The sequence below is a fragment of the Sporosarcina sp. P37 genome, assembly GCF_002109365.1.
In the GTDB taxonomy this organism is placed as follows: domain Bacteria; phylum Bacillota; class Bacilli; order Bacillales_A; family Planococcaceae; genus Sporosarcina.
In genome coordinates this window covers 2,242,933-2,263,290 of the sequence record NZ_CP015349.1, presented here as the reverse complement: position 1 = coordinate 2,263,290, position 20,358 = coordinate 2,242,933, and the positions used below count along the sequence as shown (strand labels likewise).

Below are 20,358 nucleotides of genomic sequence, written 5' to 3'. Positions count from 1 at the left end.
CTTTATCCTTAACGTCCAAACATCGTTTATGATACACTTGAAATAGAACTTACTTTGAACTAAAAAGGAGACTGAATTCAAGTGAACGAAGCAGCTATTACATTAGACGGTTGGTACGTACTTCATGATTTCCGCACAATGGACTGGGCCTCTTGGAAACTGATTTCCAAAGAAGAGCGCCAGGCAGCAGTCAATGAATTTCTGGCCTATTTAGAGCGTTTGCAGCAAGCTGATGACGCAAAAACAGGCAGTCATGCATTTTACACAGTAGTCGGTCAAAAGGCGGACTTCATGCTGATGACATTGCGTCCGACAATGGATGAATTGCAGCAGCTGGAAGCAGAATTTAACAAACTGACGATCGCAGATTACACGATTCCGGCGTATTCTTACGTATCTGTCGTTGAATTATCAAACTACCTCGCAGGCGAATCTGACGAAGATCCGTACCAGAATCCATATGTACGTGGCCGTTTGTATCCTGAATTGCCGCGCAGCCAGTATGTTTGTTTCTATCCAATGGACAAGAAGCGAGAAGGCGATGACAACTGGTACATGCTCAACATGGATGACCGTAAAAGTTTGATGCGCAGCCACGGCATGATCGGCCGCGGTTATGCAGGTAAAGTAAAACAAATCATCTCCGGATCTGTCGGTTTTGATGATTACGAGTGGGGCGTTACGCTGTTCTCAGACGACGTACTTCAGTTCAAGAAACTTGTCTATGAAATGCGTTTTGACGAAGTCAGCGCGCGCTACGGCGTGTTCGGCTCATTCTTCATCGGGACAATTCTCGAAGCAGACAAGCGTGCAGCATTCTTTGAAGTATAATACGTAACGACCAAGCCGCGAACAAATGACTTCGCGGCTTTTTTGCGTGAAAATACGATGAAGTTAAAACGGCTCACTATATGCTGAATGTCACTTTCTGCTTTCCGGAAGAGACAGGCGGCTGAGCCGTCTTCTCCCCTTCATCCGCTCATAAATATGCTGCAAGCGATCATAACTTCACGGCAACCGATCAATGCAGCCGGCAAGCGATCATATACTCCGGGCAACCGCTCATAACTTCCCGCAAGCGATCAATCTTCGGCCTCAACCGCTCATAGAGACAAAAAGTAAAGCGGAGGAGTAGAAAGGCAGCGACTTCATTCATAACTCCCCTTCATCCGCTCATAACTATGCTGCAAGCGATCATAACTTCACGGCAACCGATCAATGCAGCCGGCAAGCGATCATATACTCCGGGCAACCGCTCATAACTTCCTGCAAGCGATCAATCTTCGGCCTCAACCGCTCATAGAGACAAAAAGTAAAGCGGAGGAGTGGAAAGGCAGCGACTTCATTCATCACTCCCCTTCATCCGCTCATAACTATGCCGCAAGCGATCATACACAACGGGCAACCGCTCATAACTTCACGCAAGCGATCAATCTACCGACTCAACCGCTCATAGAGGCCCCCGTTCATCTCGCACACAAAAAACTTCATTCATACCGAACCCGCCGTTTACATAGGATACAACCAAGGGGGTTTTGCTTTGGCTGTCCGCGACAACCGAAAAGGGAATTGAAGCGCCTGTCCGTCTGATGCGGGCGGAAGCAAAATGCAATGAAAAGCCTGGAATGCCCTGAACAATAGCAAGCCCAGTGGAATACCGGCCGCTTTATATCGCATGGCTTCTCCCCCCTGCACCACAAGATTACCCGCTTGTATAACTAACAGATTTGGAAAGGATGTTGAAATGGTTCAATATTATTGGAATCCTGGCTATGCCAATCCAGGCTACGCCCAGCAGCAAATAACACCGCCACCCCCCTCTGCACCCGGCGGAAGACCAGGCACGCCTCCGTTTAGAGAGGAATCATACATCGAAAATATTTTAAGGCTCAACAGAGGTAAGCCTGGTGTTTTCCATTTTTCATTCGAACGGGCAATGGAGACGGGTACGAATACGAAAGCAGTAACCGGAATGGTGGAAGCTGCAGGACGCGATCACGTCATCCTCAGCGAAGCCAAGACAGGACGGCGCTATCTGTTCCCAATGATTTACTTCGATTACGCAGAGTTTCCTGAAGAAATCAATTACTTCAATCAGTCGACGTAAATTCATAAGAAAAAACCGCTCATATGATGTGAGCGGTTTTCTTGCGTCAATTTCCAAATTTCACTGCGGCAATAATCAGCATGATCCAGCCAAGGATGAATGCCACGCCGCCAATTGGCGTAATGGCGCCGAGTATGCCAATTCCCGATAAGCTGAGCACATACAGGCTTCCAGAAAATATAATGATTCCGGCTAAGAGTAAATAGCCCGCCCAGGCAAGCTGCGTTGACGGTCCGAGCAATGAGCTGTTCATCAGTATACCGATGACAAGTAATCCGATGGCATGAAACATTTGATATTGTACTGCGGTTTCCCAGACAGCCAGATAATGTTCGGACAAGCGATCTTTCAGCGCATGTGCACCGAATGCACCGAACGCTACCGCGATGGCCGCATTAATGGCTCCTGCGATAATAAAAAATGGCATAATAACTCCTTCTTTCTAACGAATCTGCTTACTGTCTTCAGTTTATCATAACGATACAGCTGAAATTGACAGGTATTTGAACGGTTTGTGGCACTGTCAGAAATCAAACAGCGATTCCCCGTTGGCATCCGCTTCCCGCAGCGGCTGTTCATTCAATGAAGTAACCGGCGCGGTCTGCACAGAGCGCACTTGTGCCGGCTGTGAAACCAGTTTTGCAGCCGGTGCATCGTTGAGCATCAGATTGCACAGCGTCCTGACCGCGTAAATCGCTTCTCTTCTTGATGTGTCGTCCTGCGCCTGTTTTGCCAAGTTCACTTGCTGCTCGATTTCTCCAAGCAATTGTTCAGCTGTAATCATCGTAATCCCGCTCCCTTTTTCGGTTCAAACTGCATGCACTCCATACCTGAAGAGCGCTTCACTACAATAGACGGCAGCATTTTCGTCTTAAATCCATATGCCTTGCAGCCCCGCGGACTTGCCGGGTCCCATGTCGTGTAAAAGTAGATACATTCAAAACAGTTAACTGCCATTGTTCCACTTCCTTTCTGGTTGTTCATCAAGTAGTCTGCGCCCAGTCGATCGGCTTCCTGCCCCACTCCCGCAAATAATCATTCGTTCTGGAAAACGGACGGCTGCCGAAAAAGCCCCGTGACGCACTGAACGGGCTCGGATGCGGGGATTCAATAATCGCATGCCGTCTCCGGTTGATCAGCGCCGTTTTCTCCTGGGCATGCTTTCCCCATAAAATGAACACGATCGGCTCTCTGCGCATGGACAGTTTACGGATGACTTCATCGGTAAACTGTTCCCAGCCTTTGCCTTTATGTGAAGCCGCCGCTCCTTCGCGCACGGTCAGCACGGTATTCAATAATAATACACCTTGTTTCGCCCATCCTGTCAACATCCCTTCTGCAGGGACCGGCACATGAAGGTCTGACGAAAGTTCTTTAAAGATATTACGCAGGCTCGGCGGCAGCTTCATGCCGGGCTGTACGGAAAAACTCATGCCGTGCGCCTGGTTCGGGCCATGATAAGGATCCTGCCCTAAAATCACCACGCTGACATCACGGAATGGTGTCAATTGAAAAGCCGTCCACATATCAGTCATCTGCGGATAGATGACATGCGTCGCGTATTCTGCGCGCAAAAACGCGCGCAGCTCCTGATAATAAGGCTTCTCAAACTCATCCTTCAGTACCATGTCCCAGTCATTATGAAATGCAACAGTCATATACCTCACTCCTTCACTTCTATATCCAGCTGATAGCCGGCGAATGAAAACATTTCCTTCAGCGTCTTTTCCGCATTCTTTTCCGCCGACTCCAGTACTCCTTGTGCTGATGCTTCTTTGAGTATGATTGCTTTAGCTTCATTCGCCAGTTCATATCCTTCTTTTATATCTGCTTTTCCCCGGAACAGCCCTTCTACTGAATAGACTTCAGCCTGTTCGAAATACAGTTCTGCCCCGCCGAGAAATTCAGCGGGCGGAATGGTCAGCCTGATGCGTTTTTCTTCTTCATCCACTTGCATATCCTGTTCAGTGATTTCGCTGAGATCAATTCCGGCTTTGACTGATCCCGGTATGACAACGAGTAAGTTCCGTTTCGTTCCGGGGAAATTAACACCTATGCTATGACCGAATAATTCATTATCTGTGCGTTTTACCAGCACTTTTGTATACGATTCCGCTGTCGTCAGCTGCTGCAGTTCCTGAACACGCTCAACGAAAGCGGTTTTTTGCTCTGAAAACGTAGAACCCAGTCTCATTAAATAAAATCCTGCAATAGGCAGAGTGATAAGTGCAATGATCAGTATCAAAATCAGTAAAACATACGCTTTTCTCCATGAAGACCACAGCGTGAAAGCGAGTTCCAGAAATCCTGTCTTACGGCGTTTGCGCTTTGGCTTTTTCCGCTCATCGAATGTAACCGATGATTGCGCGCCGGCCTCTCGTATTTCCTTTTTCCCTCTTTTTGACGAATCATGCTTATACATAGCTTTCACCCCCTCTGCTAACCTACTAATCTGACACTTTCCTTTTATACGTTCTGCCGGCTCATAGGTTTCATCGGGGAAGCGTGCACCATAGCGCCGCTTTCTTGACATTCATCATACCCGAATTAATTGTATTTCGACAATTAGTTGTATAAAATGAATAACATAAAAATGCAGCTAATGAAGGAGACGTTTTATTATGTCCTTGAAGAAAACTTTGACGATTGCAGGCTCGGATACTTCAGGCGGCGCGGGCATCCAGGCGGATCTGAAGACATTTCAGGAACACGGCACTTACGGCATGACTGCAGTGACAGTCGTCGTGACGATGGATCCTGATCAGCAATGGGCACATAGTGTTTATTCGTTGCCGATTGATGTGGTAAAGGCCCAATTAAAGACAGCGTTATCCACCGGCATCGATGCGATCAAAACAGGCATGCTGAGCACGGAAGAGATTATCCGGACAGCAGGCGAGGCGATTGATGAATCAGGACTCGACCACGTGGTCATTGATCCGGTCATGGTCTGTAAAGGCGAAGACGAAGTGCTGAATCCAGGCAATACGGACGCAATGATCAAGTATCTGGTGCCGAAAGCAGAAATTGTGACGCCTAATTTATTTGAAGCGGGTCAGCTGGCTTCTATGAAAACGCCAAAGACAATTGATGATATGAAAGCGGCGGCACAGAAGATACATGAACTTGGCGCCCGAAATGTCGTCATCAAAGGCGGCAAACAGCTCGATCATACGGCAGCAGTCGATTTATTCTATGACGGCAGCACGTTCACTTTACTGAAATCCGAAAAATCCGATACGTATAATAATCACGGCGCAGGCTGTACGTTTGCGGCAGCGATTACGGCAAATTTGGCGAACGGTATGGCGATCAAGGATGCAGTCATTGAATCGAAACGGTTCGTGGCAGCTGCAATCGCGCACGGCTGGAAGCTCAATGAATATGTAGGACCTGTCATGCACGGAGCGAAAAACCGCTTCGATGCGCCGCAGGTAAAGCTTCAGGAAGTATAATGAATGCATGAAAGTCAGGAGACCTCCTGACTTTTTTGTGAGCCGTCTGATTTCATTCAAACGATAATTTCTATATACTATCAATAGAGAGAGTGCAGCGAAATGACTGCAGTCAGTAGGAGGATGGGTATGCAAACTGTTGAAGTGAAACATTTACAGGAGTTACTGGACTCCTTTGCAAATAAAGATGTTTATATACATTTGGAAACAACGAACGGATCGTATGCCTCTCATTTTCAGGAGGGCTTTTTCAATGCGGGCGCATTTATCCGCAATATCATTATCCGCTATGAACTTGGAAAAGTGGCCGGCGAATCACCGCACCGCATCGGACTGAAATTGCCGAGCGGCTGGATTTACGCCCAAGGCATTACACACTATACACTCGATGAACATAACCGTTTATTAATGGCGGGGCTTGGGCCTGACGGAAAACTGGCGGTTGCGCTTGAAATCAGCGAAACGCCATTTGCTTATTAAGAAGGGAGTTTTTTTCATGTTGCAAAAAGAACGACATGTTTTGGTTATATACCCTCACCCTGATGATGAATCATTCGGAAGCGCCGGAACGATTGCGGAATATATCGAAATGGGGGTACCGGTTACTTATGCCTGCCTGACACTTGGCGAAATGGGGCGGAACCTCGGCAATCCGCCATTTGCGAACCGCGAGACACTGCCGCAGATCCGCAAGCAGGAATTGCTTGATGCATGTGATGCGATGGGATTGACGGATTTGCGCATGATGGGACTGCGTGACAAAACGATTGAATTTGAAGACCCTGAAAAACTTGTACAGATGATGACTGACCTGATCGAAGAATTGCAGCCTTCCTTGGTTATTACATTTCATCCGACACTTGCAGTACATCCGGATCATAATGCAACGGGTGCTGCGGTCATCGAAGCGATGAACCGCATGCCGGAAGCGGACCGTCCCGTGCTGTACCTGAAAGCTTTTGACAACCATACAGTCAGCCTGCTTGGCGAGCCGGATGTCGTGCATCACACAAAAAATTCGGCGGATAAAAAAATCGCCGCATTGCGCGCACATGCGTCCCAAACAGTCTGGATGCTTCCCGACATGGAAAAGCGCTGGGCGGCTAAAGATGAAGAAGCACTTGACTGGCTGCATAATGAAACATTTTATATTCATACATTCGACTAAAAACCGCAGGAGCTCTGCGGTTTTTAATTTATTAACAATATAATGGAGATAGAATAAAAGCACCGCAGCTCTGCGCTTCAGTTGAAATTTTTCCAATTCGATTAACCGGCTGAATCTGCCCGGTCAACGTATATTGTCTGCCATGTTATTTTTCTTCCAATTCTTTAATAAAGGCATACAGACCTTGCAGTTTTTTCTCGAATAACTCGATATTTAACGCACGGTCCATTTGAATTCTTGCTGTGTTTTGTGCCTGCACAGCCAGCTGCATGTTTTTCCCTGCTTCTCCAATCGCCTTCTGATAGCGGTGCCGGATGTCTTCAATTAATTTCTCCGACTGTTCATCTTCCGCACACAGCGGCACGATATCGACTAATTCATCACGCGGGCTTTCTGCATCATAAGCATGCGGCTGCGTTGAATCAAACACGCAGACAGACAGCTCCGGAAACAGCACCAAATCGATGCTTGCGGGATCCAGTCCGCACCAGCCGTAAAGCACGTCGACCCCGCGGCGCTTCGCTTCGTCACCAAGCGCACGCATCATAGTAGACTTTCCGGTACCGGGCAGGCCTTTTATGAGCAGTCTCCGTTTCACGCGTTTAGTAATGGACGGAATGAAATCATGTGCACTGCCTACGGACAGAGAGCCGACAATGCGATGCGAGATATGTGCCGGTTTGGCGAGTTCAATTGTACCGAAAATTTCCTGCTTTACCTCTTCTATGATCTCTTCGTGACGCGCCCAGTCCATTCGTGCGATATTGACCGCTTCCCATTCATCATGAATCGCTTTTGCCTTCTGCAATAAGGACAAAGACTTTTCAAAGCGGCTTCCCTCTTCTTTTATAAGCCGGCTCACTTCATCGTGCCGATGAAGAAGCTGATCCTGATGATAGACGTCATAAAAGCAAAATACTTTATGGCGGCTGCCAAGATCTGTCGGCTCGAATGATACCGGATGGGATGCCTGCAAAATGAACAGCTCGAGCTCCTTGATGAAAAGTGCATCAGTTTTATCCACATGGCCAGGGTTCATAAAGCGGTCTACTGCATAGCCCCTGTTGACAAAGTAAACAGCTAAATCATTCAGCACTTGCGACAGCGAATGGGTAGGCAGACACTTCAGGAAAATCGTTTTCTTTGATTCTGCAAGCAGCTCTTTGTATTTATGCTGCACGCCTTGTCCTGTATAGGCCGTTCCCATATATTCTGTAATATAACCGTATATACTGATCATCCTTTCTTTCTTCCCTTTATTCTATGTATGGATAAATAAAAAAAGCACAGCGCAATCGCTTATGCTCCTTTATAGTGTAATAAAACTTTCTCATCCGTCTGCCGGGTAATTTTCAATAACAGCCGTTTGCATTGCGGCAAGGCAATCTGAATAAGCTGCCCTGAGAAAAATACGACTATCAGCGTACCGATGCCTACCGGACCGCCAAGTAAAAAGCCAATCAGCGTTACAGCCGCTTCAATGGCTGTACGCACCAGGCGGAGACTCCAGCCGAATTTATCGACAAACAGCAGCATGAGACTGTCACGCGGGCCTGCTCCAAGATTGGGTGAAACATATACACCGACTCCGTAAGACAAAACAAATACGCCCAGAATGAAACAGACGATTTGTACGGACAGCGAATCCACGTCGGGCAAAAGCCAGTTGAAGAAGTCGATAAATAATCCGATGAGCAGCATATTAAGCCAGGTACCGAGCCTTGGCCACTCTTTTAAAAAGAACGAAGTGACTGTGACAATCAGAAAGCCTGTCAAAATGCTCCACGATCCGATAGTTAATCCGATATTCTGATATAAACCGAGGTGCAGTACGTCCCACGGTGCAATTCCAAGCCGCTGACCTTTAATCATCAGCGAGATTCCAAGTGACATGATCATCATGCCGCCGATGAAGAAAATCCACCGCCACGCTACTAAATTACGCATATACATTCTTCTTTCTTCTAGTTGTCAATACCTTCATTGTAACAGAAACAGCACGGATTGTTATGAGCTTATTTCACAAGGTCACTGAATTGTGCTTTTGTAACGCTCGCTAAGTCATCCGGTGACAATTTCATCTGCAAACCGACTTTGCCGGCACTGACATAAAGATAATCAAGAGTTTCTGCCTGGCTGTCAATGAAAGTCGGCAGCTCCCGCTTCATGCCGACCGGCGAACAGCCTCCCCGAACATAGCCGGTTTCTTTCGTCAATTCTTTCATGGGCAGCATGTCAATTTTCTTGAAACCTGCTGTTTTTGCAGCCTTTTTCAAATCCAGTTCTTCTGCTACCGGAATGATGAAAACCAGTAGATCTGTTTTACTCGCCATTGCCACTAATGTTTTGTAGACGTTCTCTGCAGGTTCATTGGTTTTATTCGCAACTGATACCCCGTCGTTCTGCCCGTCTTCCGTTTGATAGCTGCGGATCTCATGTGCAATTCCTTCTTTTTCGATGATGCGAATTGCATTCGTTTTAACAGACTTCTGTTTTTTTGCCATATTTGTAACATCCTTTCTGTCCGTACTGATCGAGCGCATGGTTATGTAAAAACAAAAAAGCCCGTTTCACTGGGTTCCAGCAAAACAAGCTTTCGCTTTTCAGTCCAACCGTTTACACGCTGACATTCATTCGGGGCTGATCGATTTGGTACTGATTCATTTTCGCCTGGTTTTGGACTTGATAAATGGTAAATGCATGGCTGTACTGCAGCTGCATCCGAGTGGGTCCTTCCGTCGCTCCAGCTGTTTTCCCGCCGATTGCCGCCAGCTGTTCACGTATCGTTTTGGCGCGGTTATGTAACGCCAGCTGCAATTCTGCTTCTGAAATTTTTGCTGATGCTTTACCCGCCAGCTGATAATCAGCGGTCGTTGGGGGTGTTTCCGAGTACGCTTCTCTTCGCACTTCACGCCACAGTTCAATCGTTTCATCCAGATTATTGCCTAGAGGAATCGGGATGTTTTTAACTAGGCCGCCGTCAAGTCTTGTAAGATCCTTCTTCGCATCTGCTTCCCGTTCAACAGATTCTGAGTTGCCCCGCAGCAGCGCTATCAGATCTTCTTTGGTTTTTTGTGCCTGTTCACGGAATTCTGTCTGACGTTCATATGCATTTTCGGCATTCTTCCTGCGGACTGCGTCATACCGCTGCAGTTGTTCGGCAGCACCCGCAAACCCCAATACAGCATTCATCGCATCCACCTCCGAATAGAAATTTCGCCACAACAATCTATTATACTCAGTTTACGCAATAGTGTGTAAAATACAATCCATCTTAGGAATGGATTTGACAATGTCTTTTATTTCATCTTACCCATTTGCCGCACGTTTCATACCAGCTGTCCATACTATGCGGGTGGAAGTGATTAGTCCATATGCAGGGAGATGTGTATTTTAGATACCCTTTTTCAATGACAATAAACGCACACGCTGCATGAAGCGGCATGTGCGTTTATGTGCGATCACGGTTTAGCGGAAATCAGCACTCACTGCTCTTTATTGATCTTTGGCGGTGTCTCCCCCGGTATTTCCGGTTTTGTGAGCGGCGGTTCTTCCATAAACTTTGTTTCAATCTTTTCTTTTGGCACGGACGCCTTGCCATTCTTTTCTTCGAGCCGGTCAATCGTCCGCTCAATCGTCTTATTTAATGTAGACAGCGCAACAATCGTATCCCCTGTCTGTGCCTGCAATTCTTTCTCCGCCGTGTAAAATTCCATATCACCGTTCGCACGGATAATATACAGCAACACAGAGCGGTCATCCCGTTCACGTAAATATTGCGTATAGCTATATTGTTTCGTCAGCAGCGTTTTACGGAATACATGCCCTTGATGAATGCGCTCATCCAATTCATGAATTGACAGATTAGGCGTGAACAGGAACTGGCCCGTCGCAAGGTTGAACTGCCGGTCAGCGCTTCGCTTATGTGTCGTTGTCTGAAACAGCGATTCTCGCCCCAGATCCGGCGTGAAATCGGCACATACATGCGAATTATACGAATCCGTTTTTGTCATAGCCAAAATATAACGGTACGGCGTCAAATCCAGGTGATAGCCCGTATGCTCGGATAAAATATCCCCCATATATGTCGGAATTCCTTGTTTTCGCGCGTTGGACAGGCCTCCCCATGAATCTTCCATAATCAGCACTTTATGACCTGCGCCTTGAATGGATTTCGCCAGTTCCGCCACAAAACGGGTGCTGCCGATGAGCACGACACCCGTTTCTTCCGGTGTCGTCAAATTAAGCTTCTTGGCCAGCCAGCCAATTGAGAAGCCGTGCAGGACTACCGTTGCAAATACAAGCGCAAAAGTTAACGCTGTGAGCAGCTCGGCATCTTTATATCCATTTTCAAGCAAAATGGATGCGAAATAGCCTGACACCGTCAATGCTACAATTCCACGCGGTGCAATCCAGCCAATTAAGGTCTTTTCCCGGACGTTTAAATCCGTTCCGATGGTCGATACCCAAATGGACAGCGGTCTGACGACAAAAAGCATCGCCAATACATACAGCACAATTTTCGGGTTCGCTATCTCAATCAGTATATGCGGATCAAGAGAAGCCGTCAGCATGACAAAAATTCCTGAAATGAGCAAAACCGAGATGTTTTCTTTGAAATGCCGGATATCCTGCAGTGTCGTCAAATGCATATTTGCCATCGTCAGCCCCATGGCAGTTACCGCAAGCAAGCCGGTTTCATGCATGATTTCATCAGACAATACGAAGACAAACAGCACTAAACCGAATAGAATCGGCGCTTTTAAAAATTCAGGAACCTGGCCTTTTTCAAATGCTGAACCTAAAATACGGCTCGTTCCCCATCCGATGAATACCGAGAACAGCGAAGCGCCTACGAACAGCAGCATGGCCTGCGCCGTCACTTCACTATTCATGAACCTGATTACTTCAAAGGCGAAGACCGCCAAAAGTGCACCAAACGGGTCAACAACAATACCTTCCCATTTCAAGATGGCGGCGGCACGCGGCTTTAGACGCGCCTGCCGCAATAAAGGTAAAATCACCGTCGGACCTGTGACAATAAACAATCCTCCGATGATGAACGCCACTTCCCATGACAATCCTGCAATATAATGCGCAGCCAGTGAGCCTGCAATCCATGCAATAAACGCTCCGAACGTAACGATTCGCGCAACAGGGCGCCCGAAGCCTTTAATCTCCCTGAAATCGAGGTTTAAACTGCCTTCAAATAGAATAATTGCAACTGCAAATGTAATAATCGGTGAATATAAATCACCCATTGATTGTTTCGGATTCATCAGACCAAATATCGGACCGACGAGCAATCCTGCAATCGCCATCACGACAATGGCCGGCATTCTAGTCCGCCACGCCACCCATTGCGATCCTACTCCAATTAGCACGACCAGCATCAAATCCATGATCAATGAATTGAACATCAGACAGCCCGCCTCCTTCCCTATTTTCAAGCCGTTCTGTACCGCCCGTTCCTCATTGTAATAAACTATTCTCCTTTTTCATAGGGTAAGAGGAACGAAGCAGGTTCAGAAAGGGTGGTTCCAATCGAAAAACAAGTCCAAAAAAAAATCGCGATCTATCTATCCATAACAGACGGCAAAGGAAGTTATCCTCTGCGACGTGCACGTAAGCTGGCTAATACATTGAAAAATGAAGCGGAGATCATCTTTTTATATGATCAACATACTCCGTTTCCTGATGAAAATTTCACCTGTCATAAAGTAATCGGTCCTTCTTCTTTCATTACGCAGGTAAGCAAGCTGCAGCCTGATCTTTTGATTCGCGACGCGGGTCCAAGCAATAGAGATGAAATGTCCAAGCTGGTGGAACTCGTACCAAGCATTCTGCATTTTGATGACTTTGGTGACGGCGGGCAGCTGACAGACTGGGTCATTCAGACGCTGTATCCTGAAACACAGGAACTGTGCGCTGACCATTATATTACTGGCCCCGACACGTTCATCACGGATGCATCTTTGCATCCCTACCGTCATGCGGGCTTAAAAAGAAAGCCGCCGTCCTCTTCATCCCGTCTCGTTATTTCATTTGGTGATGAAGATCCGGGCAATCTGACATTCCGGGCATTGCGGCATTTGAAACAACTGCAGATTCCATTGTCAGTCACAGTTGTCCTCGGCGATAACTATAAACATGATGTAAGTGAAATACAAATGATGGCATTGAGCCGACGTAACACGAGAGTTGTACAGGCTCCGGACAACCGTGCCGAGCTGTTCTCCGAAGCTGATATGATTTTATGCGATGCATGCTATACCCCCTACGAAGTCGCTGTCATCGGGGTGCCTTGCATTGTACTTGCCCAAAACGAGTTCGAATCAAATCTTGGCTTCCCTACTGAGAAAAATGGTTTCATTCATCTTGGACTCGGCCGCAAAGTGACACAGTCGAATTTGCTGAATGCGATCATGGAACCGCTGCTGCATGATGCACGCAAAGAACGCGCGATCAAGCGTCAGCTGCAGATTGACATTGGCAGCGGAGAGGAAAAGGTGCTTGAGGCAATCCGTTATTTGTTGGAGTTTCCTAAACGGACAAGGCTGGATATGTTACACTAAGGGAAAACCTATGATTGGAGTTTTCCCGTATGACAAAAGATCAGCTGGAGCAAGAGATTGCAGAACTCAAGATGGACTATATCAGTCTGCAGGGCGATGTGGAGAAGCTGGAGTCAACCGGTCATGTGAAGATGATCGAAAACGCCGAACGCCGTCTTGCCCGTATGGAAGAACGGCTGTCAGAACTGAATAAGCAGCTTGCAGAAGCGACGGATTAACAGGCACGACCTCCATTATTTAGATGATGGAGGTCGTTTTTTGGTTTGCAATGGGTTAGTCCAGCCGTGCAGAATTTTGTATTCTTTGCAGGTGTTTTCTGCACCGCTCCTTGCCATGCTGCTTAGCGTTTCTTAGTATATGCATGGGAGTCATCTTTGTACGCTGTGCCTCATCAAAAAAAGCCCACAAGGCAGTGGGCTTAGGCTATTACGTATTCTTGTGCTGCTTCGTCTTGTACGAGCATCTCTTTCAGATACTTCTTTGCGCGGAACAGGCGTGATTTCACCGTGCCGATTGATACACTCATCAACCCGGCAATTTCCACGAGCGAATACTGGTTTACGTAGAAATATTCGATCGTTTTTCGGTAGATGCCATCCAGCTCGCTGATTTTCTGCTGCACCAAAGAGGAAATATCGCTTTGTTCCATCAATTCTGCAGGTGTTTTTGCATTGCTGGGAACCAAATCAAGAATCGGAACGTCTAATGTATCAGGCTGATTCATCACGTATTGGCTGTGACGCACATTTTTTCTGTAGCGATCACGGAATGTATTCATGCAAATGGTTGTCAGCCAAGCCTTCATACGGTTGACTTCACTCATTTCACCGCTGTAGCGTACGACTTTCACCCACACGTCCTGCATAAGATCTTCCGCTTCTTCTTTATTGCGGGTTAATTTTAGACATAAATGATATATATAGCGACCATACTCTTCGTATAATGCGTTCAAGTCCGTTTTCATAAGCAAGTACCTCCGTTTTGTAACTGGTACCCTTATTATGACTGACACACATTATTTGAACTATCGCTTTCTCTTTCAGTAACCTTACAATTATGTAAGGTTACTTGACACCTTCTATGCTTCCACGGCTTCTTCCTGCTCTTGCTGTTTCGTAATTCTTAATCGCGAAATACGTGCTCTGTCCATCTCCTCGACTTCAAACAACAGTGTATTATAGTTGAACCATTCTCCTTCTTCTGGAATATGGCCCACCTCCTGAAATACAAAGCCGCCGATGGTATCGTGGTCTGTCGGCAGTTCGACATCGAGCAATTCAATGACATCTTTAATATCCAGACGCCCTTGACAGATCAAACGGTTTTCTTCTTTCTCAAAGACCATCGAATCTTCTTCTACGTCTGTTTCGTCCTCTATGTCCTGCCCAATCATTTCTTCAATAATATCTTCCTGCGTGACGATTCCGAGCGTTCCGCCATATTCATCAAGCACAATCGCCATATGTTTCTTCTGCGTCAGCATCCGTTTGAATACGAGTTCCACACTGGCGGTCTGCACGACAAACAGCGGCTGGCGGTCAATCATATCTCCAAACGTCCGTTCCGGAAACATGGACCATTCGATGAGCATTTTAGAATAAAAAATACCGACGACACGGTCGATACTTTCCTCGTATACAGGATATCGCGTATAGAAATATTGCAGCACGACGTCACGCACATCTTCATACGTCGAATCCATAGAAAGTGAAACAATATCTGTCCGGTGTGTCTGCATAACATCCATGACATCTTTATCGCGGAAGTCAAGCACGCCTTTCAGACGAATTGATTCATCCTGTCCGAACGTTCCTTCAGTCGAAGCAATATCAACCATGGAACGCACATCTTCTTTCGTCAGTGTTGCTTCTGTCACAGCACCTTTTGAAATCAGACGCACGAAGAAGTTCGTAAACAGCGAAAGAATCAAAGTCAATGGAATCAATAATTTCACAAGCACCGTAATAGGCGGCGCGACGATATAAGCAATCCGGTCCGCAAATGTCGCGGCGATGGTTTTCGGCAATACTTCGCCAAATATAATTAGGATGACAGTCAATATCCCCGTCAGTAATCCGATGCTCAATCCTTTATCGATCGCGATCATCGTCACAATCGTCGGCATCAAAATATTCACGACATTATTGCCGATTAAAATGGCCGTAATCATACGATCCGGCTTTGAAATCAATTGTCTTAACTTAACAGATTTTTTATCTCCCTGATCCGCGCGCAATTGTATTTTCATGCGATTGACGGCAGTCAGAGCGGTCTCGCTCCCCGATAAAAAAAAGGACAAGAATAAACATAGTCCCAGTGCAATAAACAATTGCGTCTCCTCCAGCATTTCCTCATTTATTTGTTATCAGTCATGGTAATCCGTTCATAATCATTCAATACTTCTTATTGGGTTATTATATCATAAATATAAACCGTGCCGCTAATACTATATACAGATTAGACGCTCACTTTTATCATTTGGTTCCCTTTCCCGGAAGCGTCTAAACCTTACGGCGCACGAACTTCTGCTATAATGTGGAATAGAAAACAGTCCAGAGAAAAGAGGGTTTGCAATGACTTCATTACAATCATTGGATCAATATTTTACAGATCACCGCGACCGCCACTTGAAAGAGCTGACGAATTTCCTCGCGATTCCGAGCATTAGCGCATTATCAGAACATCAGCCGGATATGCAGAAAGCAGCGGAATGGCTCGCAAATGAATTCGAAAGCATCGGACTCGAAAACGTCTCGATTGAAAAAACAGCGGGACAATCTGTTGTCTACGCCGACTGGATGCACGCGGAAAACCAGCCGACTATCCTGATTTACGGCCATTATGATGTACAGCCTGTCGATCCGCTTCATTTATGGGAGACGCCTCCATTTGAAGCAACTATTCGTGATAATAAATTATATGCGCGCGGAGCAAGCGATGATAAAGGGCAAGTGTTTATGCACAGCAAAGCAATTGAAGCGCTGATGAATGTCGAAGGGAAACTGCCCGTCAACGTCAAATTAATTATTGAAGGTGAAGAAGAAATCGGCAGCCCCAGTCTGGAAGAATATATCCGAAATAATCAGGACAAATTGGCAGCGGATTTCATCGTCATTTCGGATACCGGCATGTATGCTCCCGGACAGCCTGCGATTTGCTATGGACTGCGCGGTTTAGCAGGCGTGCAAATTGACGTTAAAGGACCTAAAGGAGACCTGCACTCCGGTTTATACGGCGGCGGTGTTCAAAATCCTATTCATGCACTCGCTGAAATTCTGGCTTCATTCCGTGATGCGGAAGGCACGATCGCAATTGACGGTTTTTACGATCAAGTACGCGATCTGACGGAAGAAGAACGTGCAGGCTGGGCAGCTCTTGATTTTGATGAAGAAGCCGTCAAAAAGGAAGTCGGCGTCAAAGAATTGACTGGCGAACCGGGTTACACTTACACAGAACGTACGTGGGCGCGTCCTACGCTCGAAATCAACGGGGTGTTCGGCGGATTTTCGGGGGAAGGCATTAAAACCGTCCTGCCGTCAGAAGCCGGAGCAAAAATTACATGCCGTCTCGTTCCCGACCAGGAACCTGATGAAATCGTAGAAAAACTGCGTGCTCATATTGCAAAACATGAACCCGTTGGCTGCGAAGTGACAGTGACGGAGTTCGATAAAGGGAAGCCTTACCTGACGCCCTATGACCACGAAGTAATCCAAGCTGCCGGAAGGGCTTATGAGCAAGTTTACGGCGTGCCGACTGTCTACACACGCGGCGGCGGCTCCATCCCAATCGTAGCGGCATTCGATGAAATTCTTAAATTGCCGGTCGTACTAATGGGATTCGGCCTGGACACCGAAAACTTCCACGCACCGAATGAACATTTCCACTTGGAAAACTTCGATAAAGGACTGCGCGTAATCAGCAGTTATTATGGAGAGATTGAAAAGCTGGGGTTATGAGCGGATGCGGGGATGGATTGAGCGCGGGCAGAGGGGCATTGAGCGCTTGGCCTGACGCTTTGAGCGCGGGCGAGGTGGCATTGAGCGCTTGGCCCGACGCATTGAGCGCGAGCGAGGGGGCATTGAGCGCTTGACCTGGCGCATTGAGCGCGAGCGAGGGGGCATTGAGCACTTGGCCCGACGCATTGAGCGCGAGCGAGGGGGCATTGAGCGCTTGGCTCGACGCATTGAGCGCAGGCGAAGAGGCATTGAGCGCTTGACCTGGCGCATTGAGCGCGCGCGAGGGGGCATTGAGCGCTTGACCTGGCGCATTGAGCGCGCGCGGAGAGACATTGAGCGCTTGGCCCGACGCATTGAGCGCTTGCCGAAGGACATTGAGCACGTGGCCCGATCCATTGACCACGCAACCCATTTCCCCTATACAAAAACAGGCTGCTCCTATTTTTAGGAGCAGCCTGTTTCATATTTTATTCCTCTTCTTCGTCGCTGCCAAAATACGTGATGATTTCTTCAACTGGCTTACGGGGTGCAGCTTTAGGCAATGAATCAAAGTAGCCGAACTGCAGCATGCTGATGATACGCTCCCCTGCCTGTACACCCAAACGTTCACGGAACTTTGGATGATCAATGAACGGCGGCGTTTTCCAGCACGTCCCTATCCCTTTATCCCATGCAAGCAATTGAATATTCTGGATCAGTGTGCTGGCTGCTGCATAATCCTCCAGCCGCTCTTTTTGGCGCACGTCTTCAGGGACGATGACGAAAACAGCTGCACTGGCAGTCGAGAATTTCTTCATTTGTTTTTCAAGATCCTCGTCAGAAAGCTGTTTCCAATTTGCAACACCGAACTCCTTTAAGACGTCCAAAAGCTGTTCATACTGTCCGCCTGTTGCGACAATCATACGCCAAGGATTACGGTTTCCGTGGTTTGGTGCCCAAACGGCATCTTCTATGATTTCCGGGATGATCTCTGGTTCGATCGGCTGTCCGTTAAAGTTCTTGATAGAGCGCCGTGTGACAATGGCCTCTCTCACCGATAATGCTTGTTCATTCACACTCAACCTTCTCCTTTGCTATAAGTATCTGCTACCTAGTATACCCTAACTTGGCAGTCTGTTGCTAGAGGCTATGAGAAGCACTTTGATGCAGAGTTGGCTAATTATGAGAACTTATCATTCACTTTGAAGAAAATATATTTCGCATTCGGCGAGTATGCATAGGAATCCTTATAATCCCACGTTCTGTGATAGGCGTTATACGTATGTGCATTGACGAGAGACATATCCCCATCTTTCGCTGTCACAATGGTCGTATGATCGAATCGTCCGTCGCCCTGAAAATCATAACAAATGAGATCACCGATTTGCAGTTCCTGCGGCGTGCCCACTTGCCTTGCCGTCAATCCTTTCGTGGAAGTCGCTAAATACCAGCGCATGGAGTGTGCCGTGGTGAAACTGAAACTCCACGTGCCTTTGTACATCCACCAGCCCTTTTCACGATTCGGTGCTCCATGCATCGGTGCCCCGCCCGCTAATAGACATTGTGAAATATAGTTCGTGCAATCATCATCAAAACTCGGAAAAGCCGGATTTCTGCTGTCCCACCATTTATCTGCATAACGTACTGCCGCCTGACGGTCGTACAAAAAAATCCCTCCCTGCCACATCATATGACAGAGGGGGACGTTCAATTAATGCTGAAGCACTTTTGATAAAAAATTTCGGGCCCGTTCCGTATCGGGATTGGTGAAAAACTTCGCAGGCGGTGCCTGTTCGACGACTTTGCCGTCTGCCATGAAAATAATTTCATCACAAATTTCTTTGGCAAATCCCATCTCATGCGTGACGACAACCATCGTCATACCATCTTCCGCCAATTTACGGATCGCATCAAGCACTTCTGTGACCATCTCCGGATCGAGTGCCGACGTCGGCTCATCAAACAGCATGACTTGAGGATCCATCGCAAGTGCCCGGGCAATTGCAACACGCTGCTGCTGCCCGCCTGACAACCGGTTTGGATAGGCATCGAATTTATCGCCCAGACCTAGGGAGGTCAACAATTCCCTGCCCCGCTCTTCCGCAGCACTTTTGCTTATCCCTTTGACGTTGATTGGTGCCAGCGTGACATTTTGCAGCGCCGTAAGGAATGGGTAAAGGTTAAAACTTTGAAAGACGAAACCGATCTCGGTACGCGCTTTATTAATATTCACTTTTTTATCATGGATAGAAACTCCGTCTACAACGATTTCTCCGCTGTCGATCGGCTCCAGCGCATTAATCGTGCGGATCAGCGTAGATTTTCCTGCCCCGCTCGGACCAATGACGGCCACTACGTTCGATTTAGGTATTTCCAGCGTGACGTCCGTCAGCACCTGGTTCATACCAAATGTTTTAGTAACATGTTTGATAGAAATCATATCCGGCACTCCTTCACATCAGACTTCATGAATTTTCTCTGGCTAATAATTTTTGTTCGATTGCGCGAATAATCATGGACAACGTGAATGTCATCGCAAAGTAAACGAAGCCTATGAATGTCCATATTTCTATGGAACGCATCGTAGTGGCAACCAGGTTCTTTGCGTTCAGCGTCAATTCCGTCGCGCCGATGACCGAGATCAAAGACGAATCTTTAATTAGCATGATGAATTGTGAAGCAAGCGGCGGCAGAACCCTCCGGAACGCCTGCGGCAGAACGATCAGGCGCATTGCCTGCCAGTAGGTCATACCTGACGAACGGGCAGCTTCCATCTGACCTCTTGGCACACCCTGTATTCCTGAACGAACGATTTCTGCAATAAAGGCGGCAGTGAAGACAGCGAGTCCGATAATCGATGCCCAGTAGGAACCGAGTTTTAAAAATTGACCGAGTACAAAGAAAATCCATATCAGCAGCACCAGCAACGGCACGCCGCGCATGACTTCTACATAGGCTGAGGAAAGAATACGGATGAATCTATTGCGGGAAATTCTGCCCATTCCGATAATAATCCCGAGCGGAATGGCCAGCAATAATGCAATCGCCGAAATTTCAAGTGTTTTCAGCGCCCCTTCAATAAAGATATCCATATTTTGCGATATTACACTGAAGTCAT

The 20,358-nt window shown here is 47.2% G+C and carries 25 protein-coding genes; 8 read left to right on the top strand and 17 right to left on the bottom strand.

Annotated features, from left to right (window positions below; genetic code table 11):
• Window positions 1-81: 81 nt before the first annotated feature.
• Complete coding sequence (gene hemQ / locus SporoP37_RS11605; protein ID WP_081243797.1) at window positions 82-831, top strand: hydrogen peroxide-dependent heme synthase; 750 nt, start codon at window positions 82-84, stop codon at window positions 829-831.
• A gap of 913 nt (window positions 832-1,744) precedes the next feature.
• Window positions 1,745-2,107, top strand: a complete 363-nt coding sequence (gerQ, locus tag SporoP37_RS11600) for a spore coat protein GerQ (RefSeq protein ID WP_085431009.1) — start codon at window positions 1,745-1,747, stop codon at window positions 2,105-2,107.
• A gap of 46 nt (window positions 2,108-2,153) precedes the next feature.
• Here gerQ and SporoP37_RS11595 read toward each other — a convergent pair whose 3' ends face one another.
• From SporoP37_RS11595 to SporoP37_RS11575, 5 genes are all read right to left on the bottom strand, one after another.
• Window positions 2,154-2,534, bottom strand: coding sequence for a DUF423 domain-containing protein (locus SporoP37_RS11595; RefSeq protein ID WP_081243795.1), 381 nt, complete (start codon window positions 2,532-2,534; stop codon window positions 2,154-2,156).
• A gap of 96 nt (window positions 2,535-2,630) precedes the next feature.
• On the bottom strand, window positions 2,631-2,891 hold the full coding sequence (locus SporoP37_RS11590; RefSeq protein ID WP_085431008.1) for a YwdI family protein: 261 nt from the start codon (window positions 2,889-2,891) through the stop codon (window positions 2,631-2,633).
• Window positions 2,888-3,064, bottom strand: coding sequence for a uracil-DNA glycosylase (locus SporoP37_RS11585; protein ID WP_081243793.1), 177 nt, complete (start codon window positions 3,062-3,064; stop codon window positions 2,888-2,890). Before SporoP37_RS11585 ends, SporoP37_RS11590 begins: the two co-directional genes overlap by 4 nt.
• A 26-nt stretch (window positions 3,065-3,090) precedes the next feature.
• Window positions 3,091-3,765: a uracil-DNA glycosylase gene (locus SporoP37_RS11580; protein ID WP_081243792.1), complete on the bottom strand. Its 675-nt coding sequence runs from the start codon at window positions 3,763-3,765 to the stop codon at window positions 3,091-3,093.
• A 5-nt stretch (window positions 3,766-3,770) separates the two neighbouring features.
• Window positions 3,771-4,529 (bottom strand): DUF4230 domain-containing protein, encoded by a 759-nt coding sequence (locus tag SporoP37_RS11575; RefSeq protein WP_085431007.1) that lies wholly within the window; start codon window positions 4,527-4,529, stop codon window positions 3,771-3,773.
• Between the two features lie 199 nt (window positions 4,530-4,728).
• Between SporoP37_RS11575 and thiD the strand changes: the two genes are divergently transcribed.
• The 3 genes from thiD to bshB2 all read left to right on the top strand — a co-directional run bounded on the left by thiD (window position 4,729) and on the right by bshB2 (window position 6,730).
• Entirely contained in the window at window positions 4,729-5,562 is an 834-nt protein-coding gene (thiD, locus tag SporoP37_RS11570; RefSeq protein ID WP_085431006.1) for a bifunctional hydroxymethylpyrimidine kinase/phosphomethylpyrimidine kinase, read from the top strand.
• 129 nt (window positions 5,563-5,691) lie between these two features.
• Window positions 5,692-6,042, top strand: coding sequence for a YojF family protein (locus SporoP37_RS11565; RefSeq protein WP_081243789.1), 351 nt, complete (start codon window positions 5,692-5,694; stop codon window positions 6,040-6,042).
• A 16-nt stretch (window positions 6,043-6,058) separates the two neighbouring features.
• Entirely contained in the window at window positions 6,059-6,730 is a 672-nt protein-coding gene (gene bshB2, locus SporoP37_RS11560) for a bacillithiol biosynthesis deacetylase BshB2 (protein ID WP_085431005.1), read from the top strand.
• A gap of 145 nt (window positions 6,731-6,875) precedes the next feature.
• Here bshB2 and SporoP37_RS11555 read toward each other — a convergent pair whose 3' ends face one another.
• From SporoP37_RS11555 to SporoP37_RS11535, 5 genes are all read right to left on the bottom strand, one after another.
• On the bottom strand, window positions 6,876-7,970 hold the full coding sequence (locus SporoP37_RS11555; RefSeq protein ID WP_085431004.1) for a hypothetical protein: 1,095 nt from the start codon (window positions 7,968-7,970) through the stop codon (window positions 6,876-6,878).
• Between the two features lie 59 nt (window positions 7,971-8,029).
• Entirely contained in the window at window positions 8,030-8,677 is a 648-nt protein-coding gene (locus SporoP37_RS11550; protein ID WP_085431785.1) for a YczE/YyaS/YitT family protein, read from the bottom strand.
• Between the two features lie 68 nt (window positions 8,678-8,745).
• Window positions 8,746-9,234 (bottom strand): Cys-tRNA(Pro) deacylase, encoded by a 489-nt coding sequence (ybaK, locus tag SporoP37_RS11545; protein WP_081243786.1) that lies wholly within the window; start codon window positions 9,232-9,234, stop codon window positions 8,746-8,748.
• A 112-nt stretch (window positions 9,235-9,346) separates the two neighbouring features.
• Complete coding sequence (locus SporoP37_RS11540) at window positions 9,347-9,922, bottom strand: hypothetical protein (RefSeq protein ID WP_081243785.1); 576 nt, start codon at window positions 9,920-9,922, stop codon at window positions 9,347-9,349.
• Between the two features lie 293 nt (window positions 9,923-10,215).
• The gene (locus tag SporoP37_RS11535) at window positions 10,216-12,150 is read right to left on the bottom strand and encodes a cation:proton antiporter (protein WP_081243784.1); all 1,935 of its coding nucleotides are present in this window, start codon (window positions 12,148-12,150) and stop codon (window positions 10,216-10,218) included.
• 114 nt (window positions 12,151-12,264) lie between these two features.
• On the opposite strand from SporoP37_RS11535, the gene SporoP37_RS11530 reads away from it, so the two are divergent.
• Together SporoP37_RS11530 and SporoP37_RS11525 are read left to right on the top strand one after the other, a co-directional pair.
• Window positions 12,265-13,305 (top strand): hypothetical protein, encoded by a 1,041-nt coding sequence (locus SporoP37_RS11530; RefSeq protein WP_085431003.1) that lies wholly within the window; start codon window positions 12,265-12,267, stop codon window positions 13,303-13,305.
• A gap of 29 nt (window positions 13,306-13,334) precedes the next feature.
• Window positions 13,335-13,523 carry an SE1832 family protein gene (locus SporoP37_RS11525; RefSeq protein WP_081243782.1) on the top strand — a complete coding sequence of 63 codons (189 nt, stop codon included), beginning with the start codon at window positions 13,335-13,337 and terminating at the stop codon, window positions 13,521-13,523.
• 200 nt (window positions 13,524-13,723) lie between these two features.
• Here SporoP37_RS11525 and SporoP37_RS11520 read toward each other — a convergent pair whose 3' ends face one another.
• On the bottom strand, window positions 13,724-14,269 hold the full coding sequence (locus SporoP37_RS11520; RefSeq protein ID WP_081243781.1) for an RNA polymerase sigma factor: 546 nt from the start codon (window positions 14,267-14,269) through the stop codon (window positions 13,724-13,726).
• A gap of 114 nt (window positions 14,270-14,383) precedes the next feature.
• A complete protein-coding gene (locus SporoP37_RS11515; protein WP_081243780.1) occupies window positions 14,384-15,652 on the bottom strand; it encodes a hemolysin family protein in 1,269 nt (422 codons plus the stop codon).
• Window positions 15,653-15,878: 226 nt separating this feature from the next.
• Between SporoP37_RS11515 and SporoP37_RS11510 the strand changes: the two genes are divergently transcribed.
• Window positions 15,879-17,261 carry a dipeptidase gene (locus SporoP37_RS11510; RefSeq protein ID WP_081243779.1) on the top strand — a complete coding sequence of 461 codons (1,383 nt, stop codon included), beginning with the start codon at window positions 15,879-15,881 and terminating at the stop codon, window positions 17,259-17,261.
• Here SporoP37_RS11510 and SporoP37_RS11505 read toward each other — a convergent pair.
• From SporoP37_RS11505 to SporoP37_RS11485, 5 genes are all read right to left on the bottom strand, one after another.
• Entirely contained in the window at window positions 17,221-17,664 is a 444-nt protein-coding gene (locus SporoP37_RS11505) for a ribosomal eL19 family protein (RefSeq protein WP_085431002.1), read from the bottom strand. The genes SporoP37_RS11510 and SporoP37_RS11505 overlap by 41 nt on opposite strands.
• A 64-nt stretch (window positions 17,665-17,728) precedes the next feature.
• Window positions 17,729-18,316: a nitroreductase family protein gene (locus SporoP37_RS11500; protein WP_081243777.1), complete on the bottom strand. Its 588-nt coding sequence runs from the start codon at window positions 18,314-18,316 to the stop codon at window positions 17,729-17,731.
• Between the two features lie 104 nt (window positions 18,317-18,420).
• Complete coding sequence (locus SporoP37_RS11495) at window positions 18,421-18,906, bottom strand: amidase domain-containing protein (RefSeq protein WP_231293238.1); 486 nt, start codon at window positions 18,904-18,906, stop codon at window positions 18,421-18,423.
• 45 nt (window positions 18,907-18,951) lie between these two features.
• Window positions 18,952-19,680 carry an amino acid ABC transporter ATP-binding protein gene (locus tag SporoP37_RS11490; RefSeq protein ID WP_081243776.1) on the bottom strand — a complete coding sequence of 243 codons (729 nt, stop codon included), beginning with the start codon at window positions 19,678-19,680 and terminating at the stop codon, window positions 18,952-18,954.
• 25 nt (window positions 19,681-19,705) lie between these two features.
• On the bottom strand, window positions 19,706-20,332 hold the full coding sequence (locus SporoP37_RS11485) for an amino acid ABC transporter permease (protein WP_232329751.1): 627 nt from the start codon (window positions 20,330-20,332) through the stop codon (window positions 19,706-19,708).
• Window positions 20,333-20,358: the final 26 nt, after the last annotated feature.

What these genes read in the sequence shown, in the direction of transcription:
- SporoP37_RS11580 (WP_081243792.1), bottom strand. Translation starts at nt 3,765, where the DNA reads ATGACTGTTGCATTTCATAATGACTGGGACATGGTACTGAAGGATGAG.
- SporoP37_RS11525 (WP_081243782.1), top strand. Translation starts at nt 13,335, where the DNA reads ATGACAAAAGATCAGCTGGAGCAAGAGATTGCAGAACTCAAGATGGAC.
- bshB2 (WP_085431005.1), top strand. Translation starts at nt 6,059, where the DNA reads ATGTTGCAAAAAGAACGACATGTTTTGGTTATATACCCTCACCCTGAT.
- SporoP37_RS11590 (WP_085431008.1), bottom strand. Translation starts at nt 2,891, where the DNA reads ATGATTACAGCTGAACAATTGCTTGGAGAAATCGAGCAGCAAGTGAAC.
- SporoP37_RS11550 (WP_085431785.1), bottom strand. Translation starts at nt 8,677, where the DNA reads ATGCGTAATTTAGTAGCGTGGCGGTGGATTTTCTTCATCGGCGGCATG.
- SporoP37_RS11555 (WP_085431004.1), bottom strand. Translation starts at nt 7,970, where the DNA reads ATGATCAGTATATACGGTTATATTACAGAATATATGGGAACGGCCTAT.
- SporoP37_RS11515 (WP_081243780.1), bottom strand. Translation starts at nt 15,652, where the DNA reads ATGCTGGAGGAGACGCAATTGTTTATTGCACTGGGACTATGTTTATTC.
- SporoP37_RS11510 (WP_081243779.1), top strand. Translation starts at nt 15,879, where the DNA reads ATGACTTCATTACAATCATTGGATCAATATTTTACAGATCACCGCGAC.
- SporoP37_RS11490 (WP_081243776.1), bottom strand. Translation starts at nt 19,680, where the DNA reads ATGATTTCTATCAAACATGTTACTAAAACATTTGGTATGAACCAGGTG.
- SporoP37_RS11595 (WP_081243795.1), bottom strand. Translation starts at nt 2,534, where the DNA reads ATGCCATTTTTTATTATCGCAGGAGCCATTAATGCGGCCATCGCGGTA.
- ybaK (WP_081243786.1), bottom strand. Translation starts at nt 9,234, where the DNA reads ATGGCAAAAAAACAGAAGTCTGTTAAAACGAATGCAATTCGCATCATC.
- SporoP37_RS11535 (WP_081243784.1), bottom strand. Translation starts at nt 12,150, where the DNA reads ATGTTCAATTCATTGATCATGGATTTGATGCTGGTCGTGCTAATTGGA.
- SporoP37_RS11540 (WP_081243785.1), bottom strand. Translation starts at nt 9,922, where the DNA reads ATGAATGCTGTATTGGGGTTTGCGGGTGCTGCCGAACAACTGCAGCGG.
- SporoP37_RS11485 (WP_232329751.1), bottom strand. Translation starts at nt 20,332, where the DNA reads ATGGATATCTTTATTGAAGGGGCGCTGAAAACACTTGAAATTTCGGCG.
- SporoP37_RS11585 (WP_081243793.1), bottom strand. Translation starts at nt 3,064, where the DNA reads ATGGCAGTTAACTGTTTTGAATGTATCTACTTTTACACGACATGGGAC.
- gerQ (WP_085431009.1), top strand. Translation starts at nt 1,745, where the DNA reads ATGGTTCAATATTATTGGAATCCTGGCTATGCCAATCCAGGCTACGCC.
- SporoP37_RS11575 (WP_085431007.1), bottom strand. Translation starts at nt 4,529, where the DNA reads ATGTATAAGCATGATTCGTCAAAAAGAGGGAAAAAGGAAATACGAGAG.
- thiD (WP_085431006.1), top strand. Translation starts at nt 4,729, where the DNA reads ATGTCCTTGAAGAAAACTTTGACGATTGCAGGCTCGGATACTTCAGGC.
- SporoP37_RS11520 (WP_081243781.1), bottom strand. Translation starts at nt 14,269, where the DNA reads ATGAAAACGGACTTGAACGCATTATACGAAGAGTATGGTCGCTATATA.
- SporoP37_RS11565 (WP_081243789.1), top strand. Translation starts at nt 5,692, where the DNA reads ATGCAAACTGTTGAAGTGAAACATTTACAGGAGTTACTGGACTCCTTT.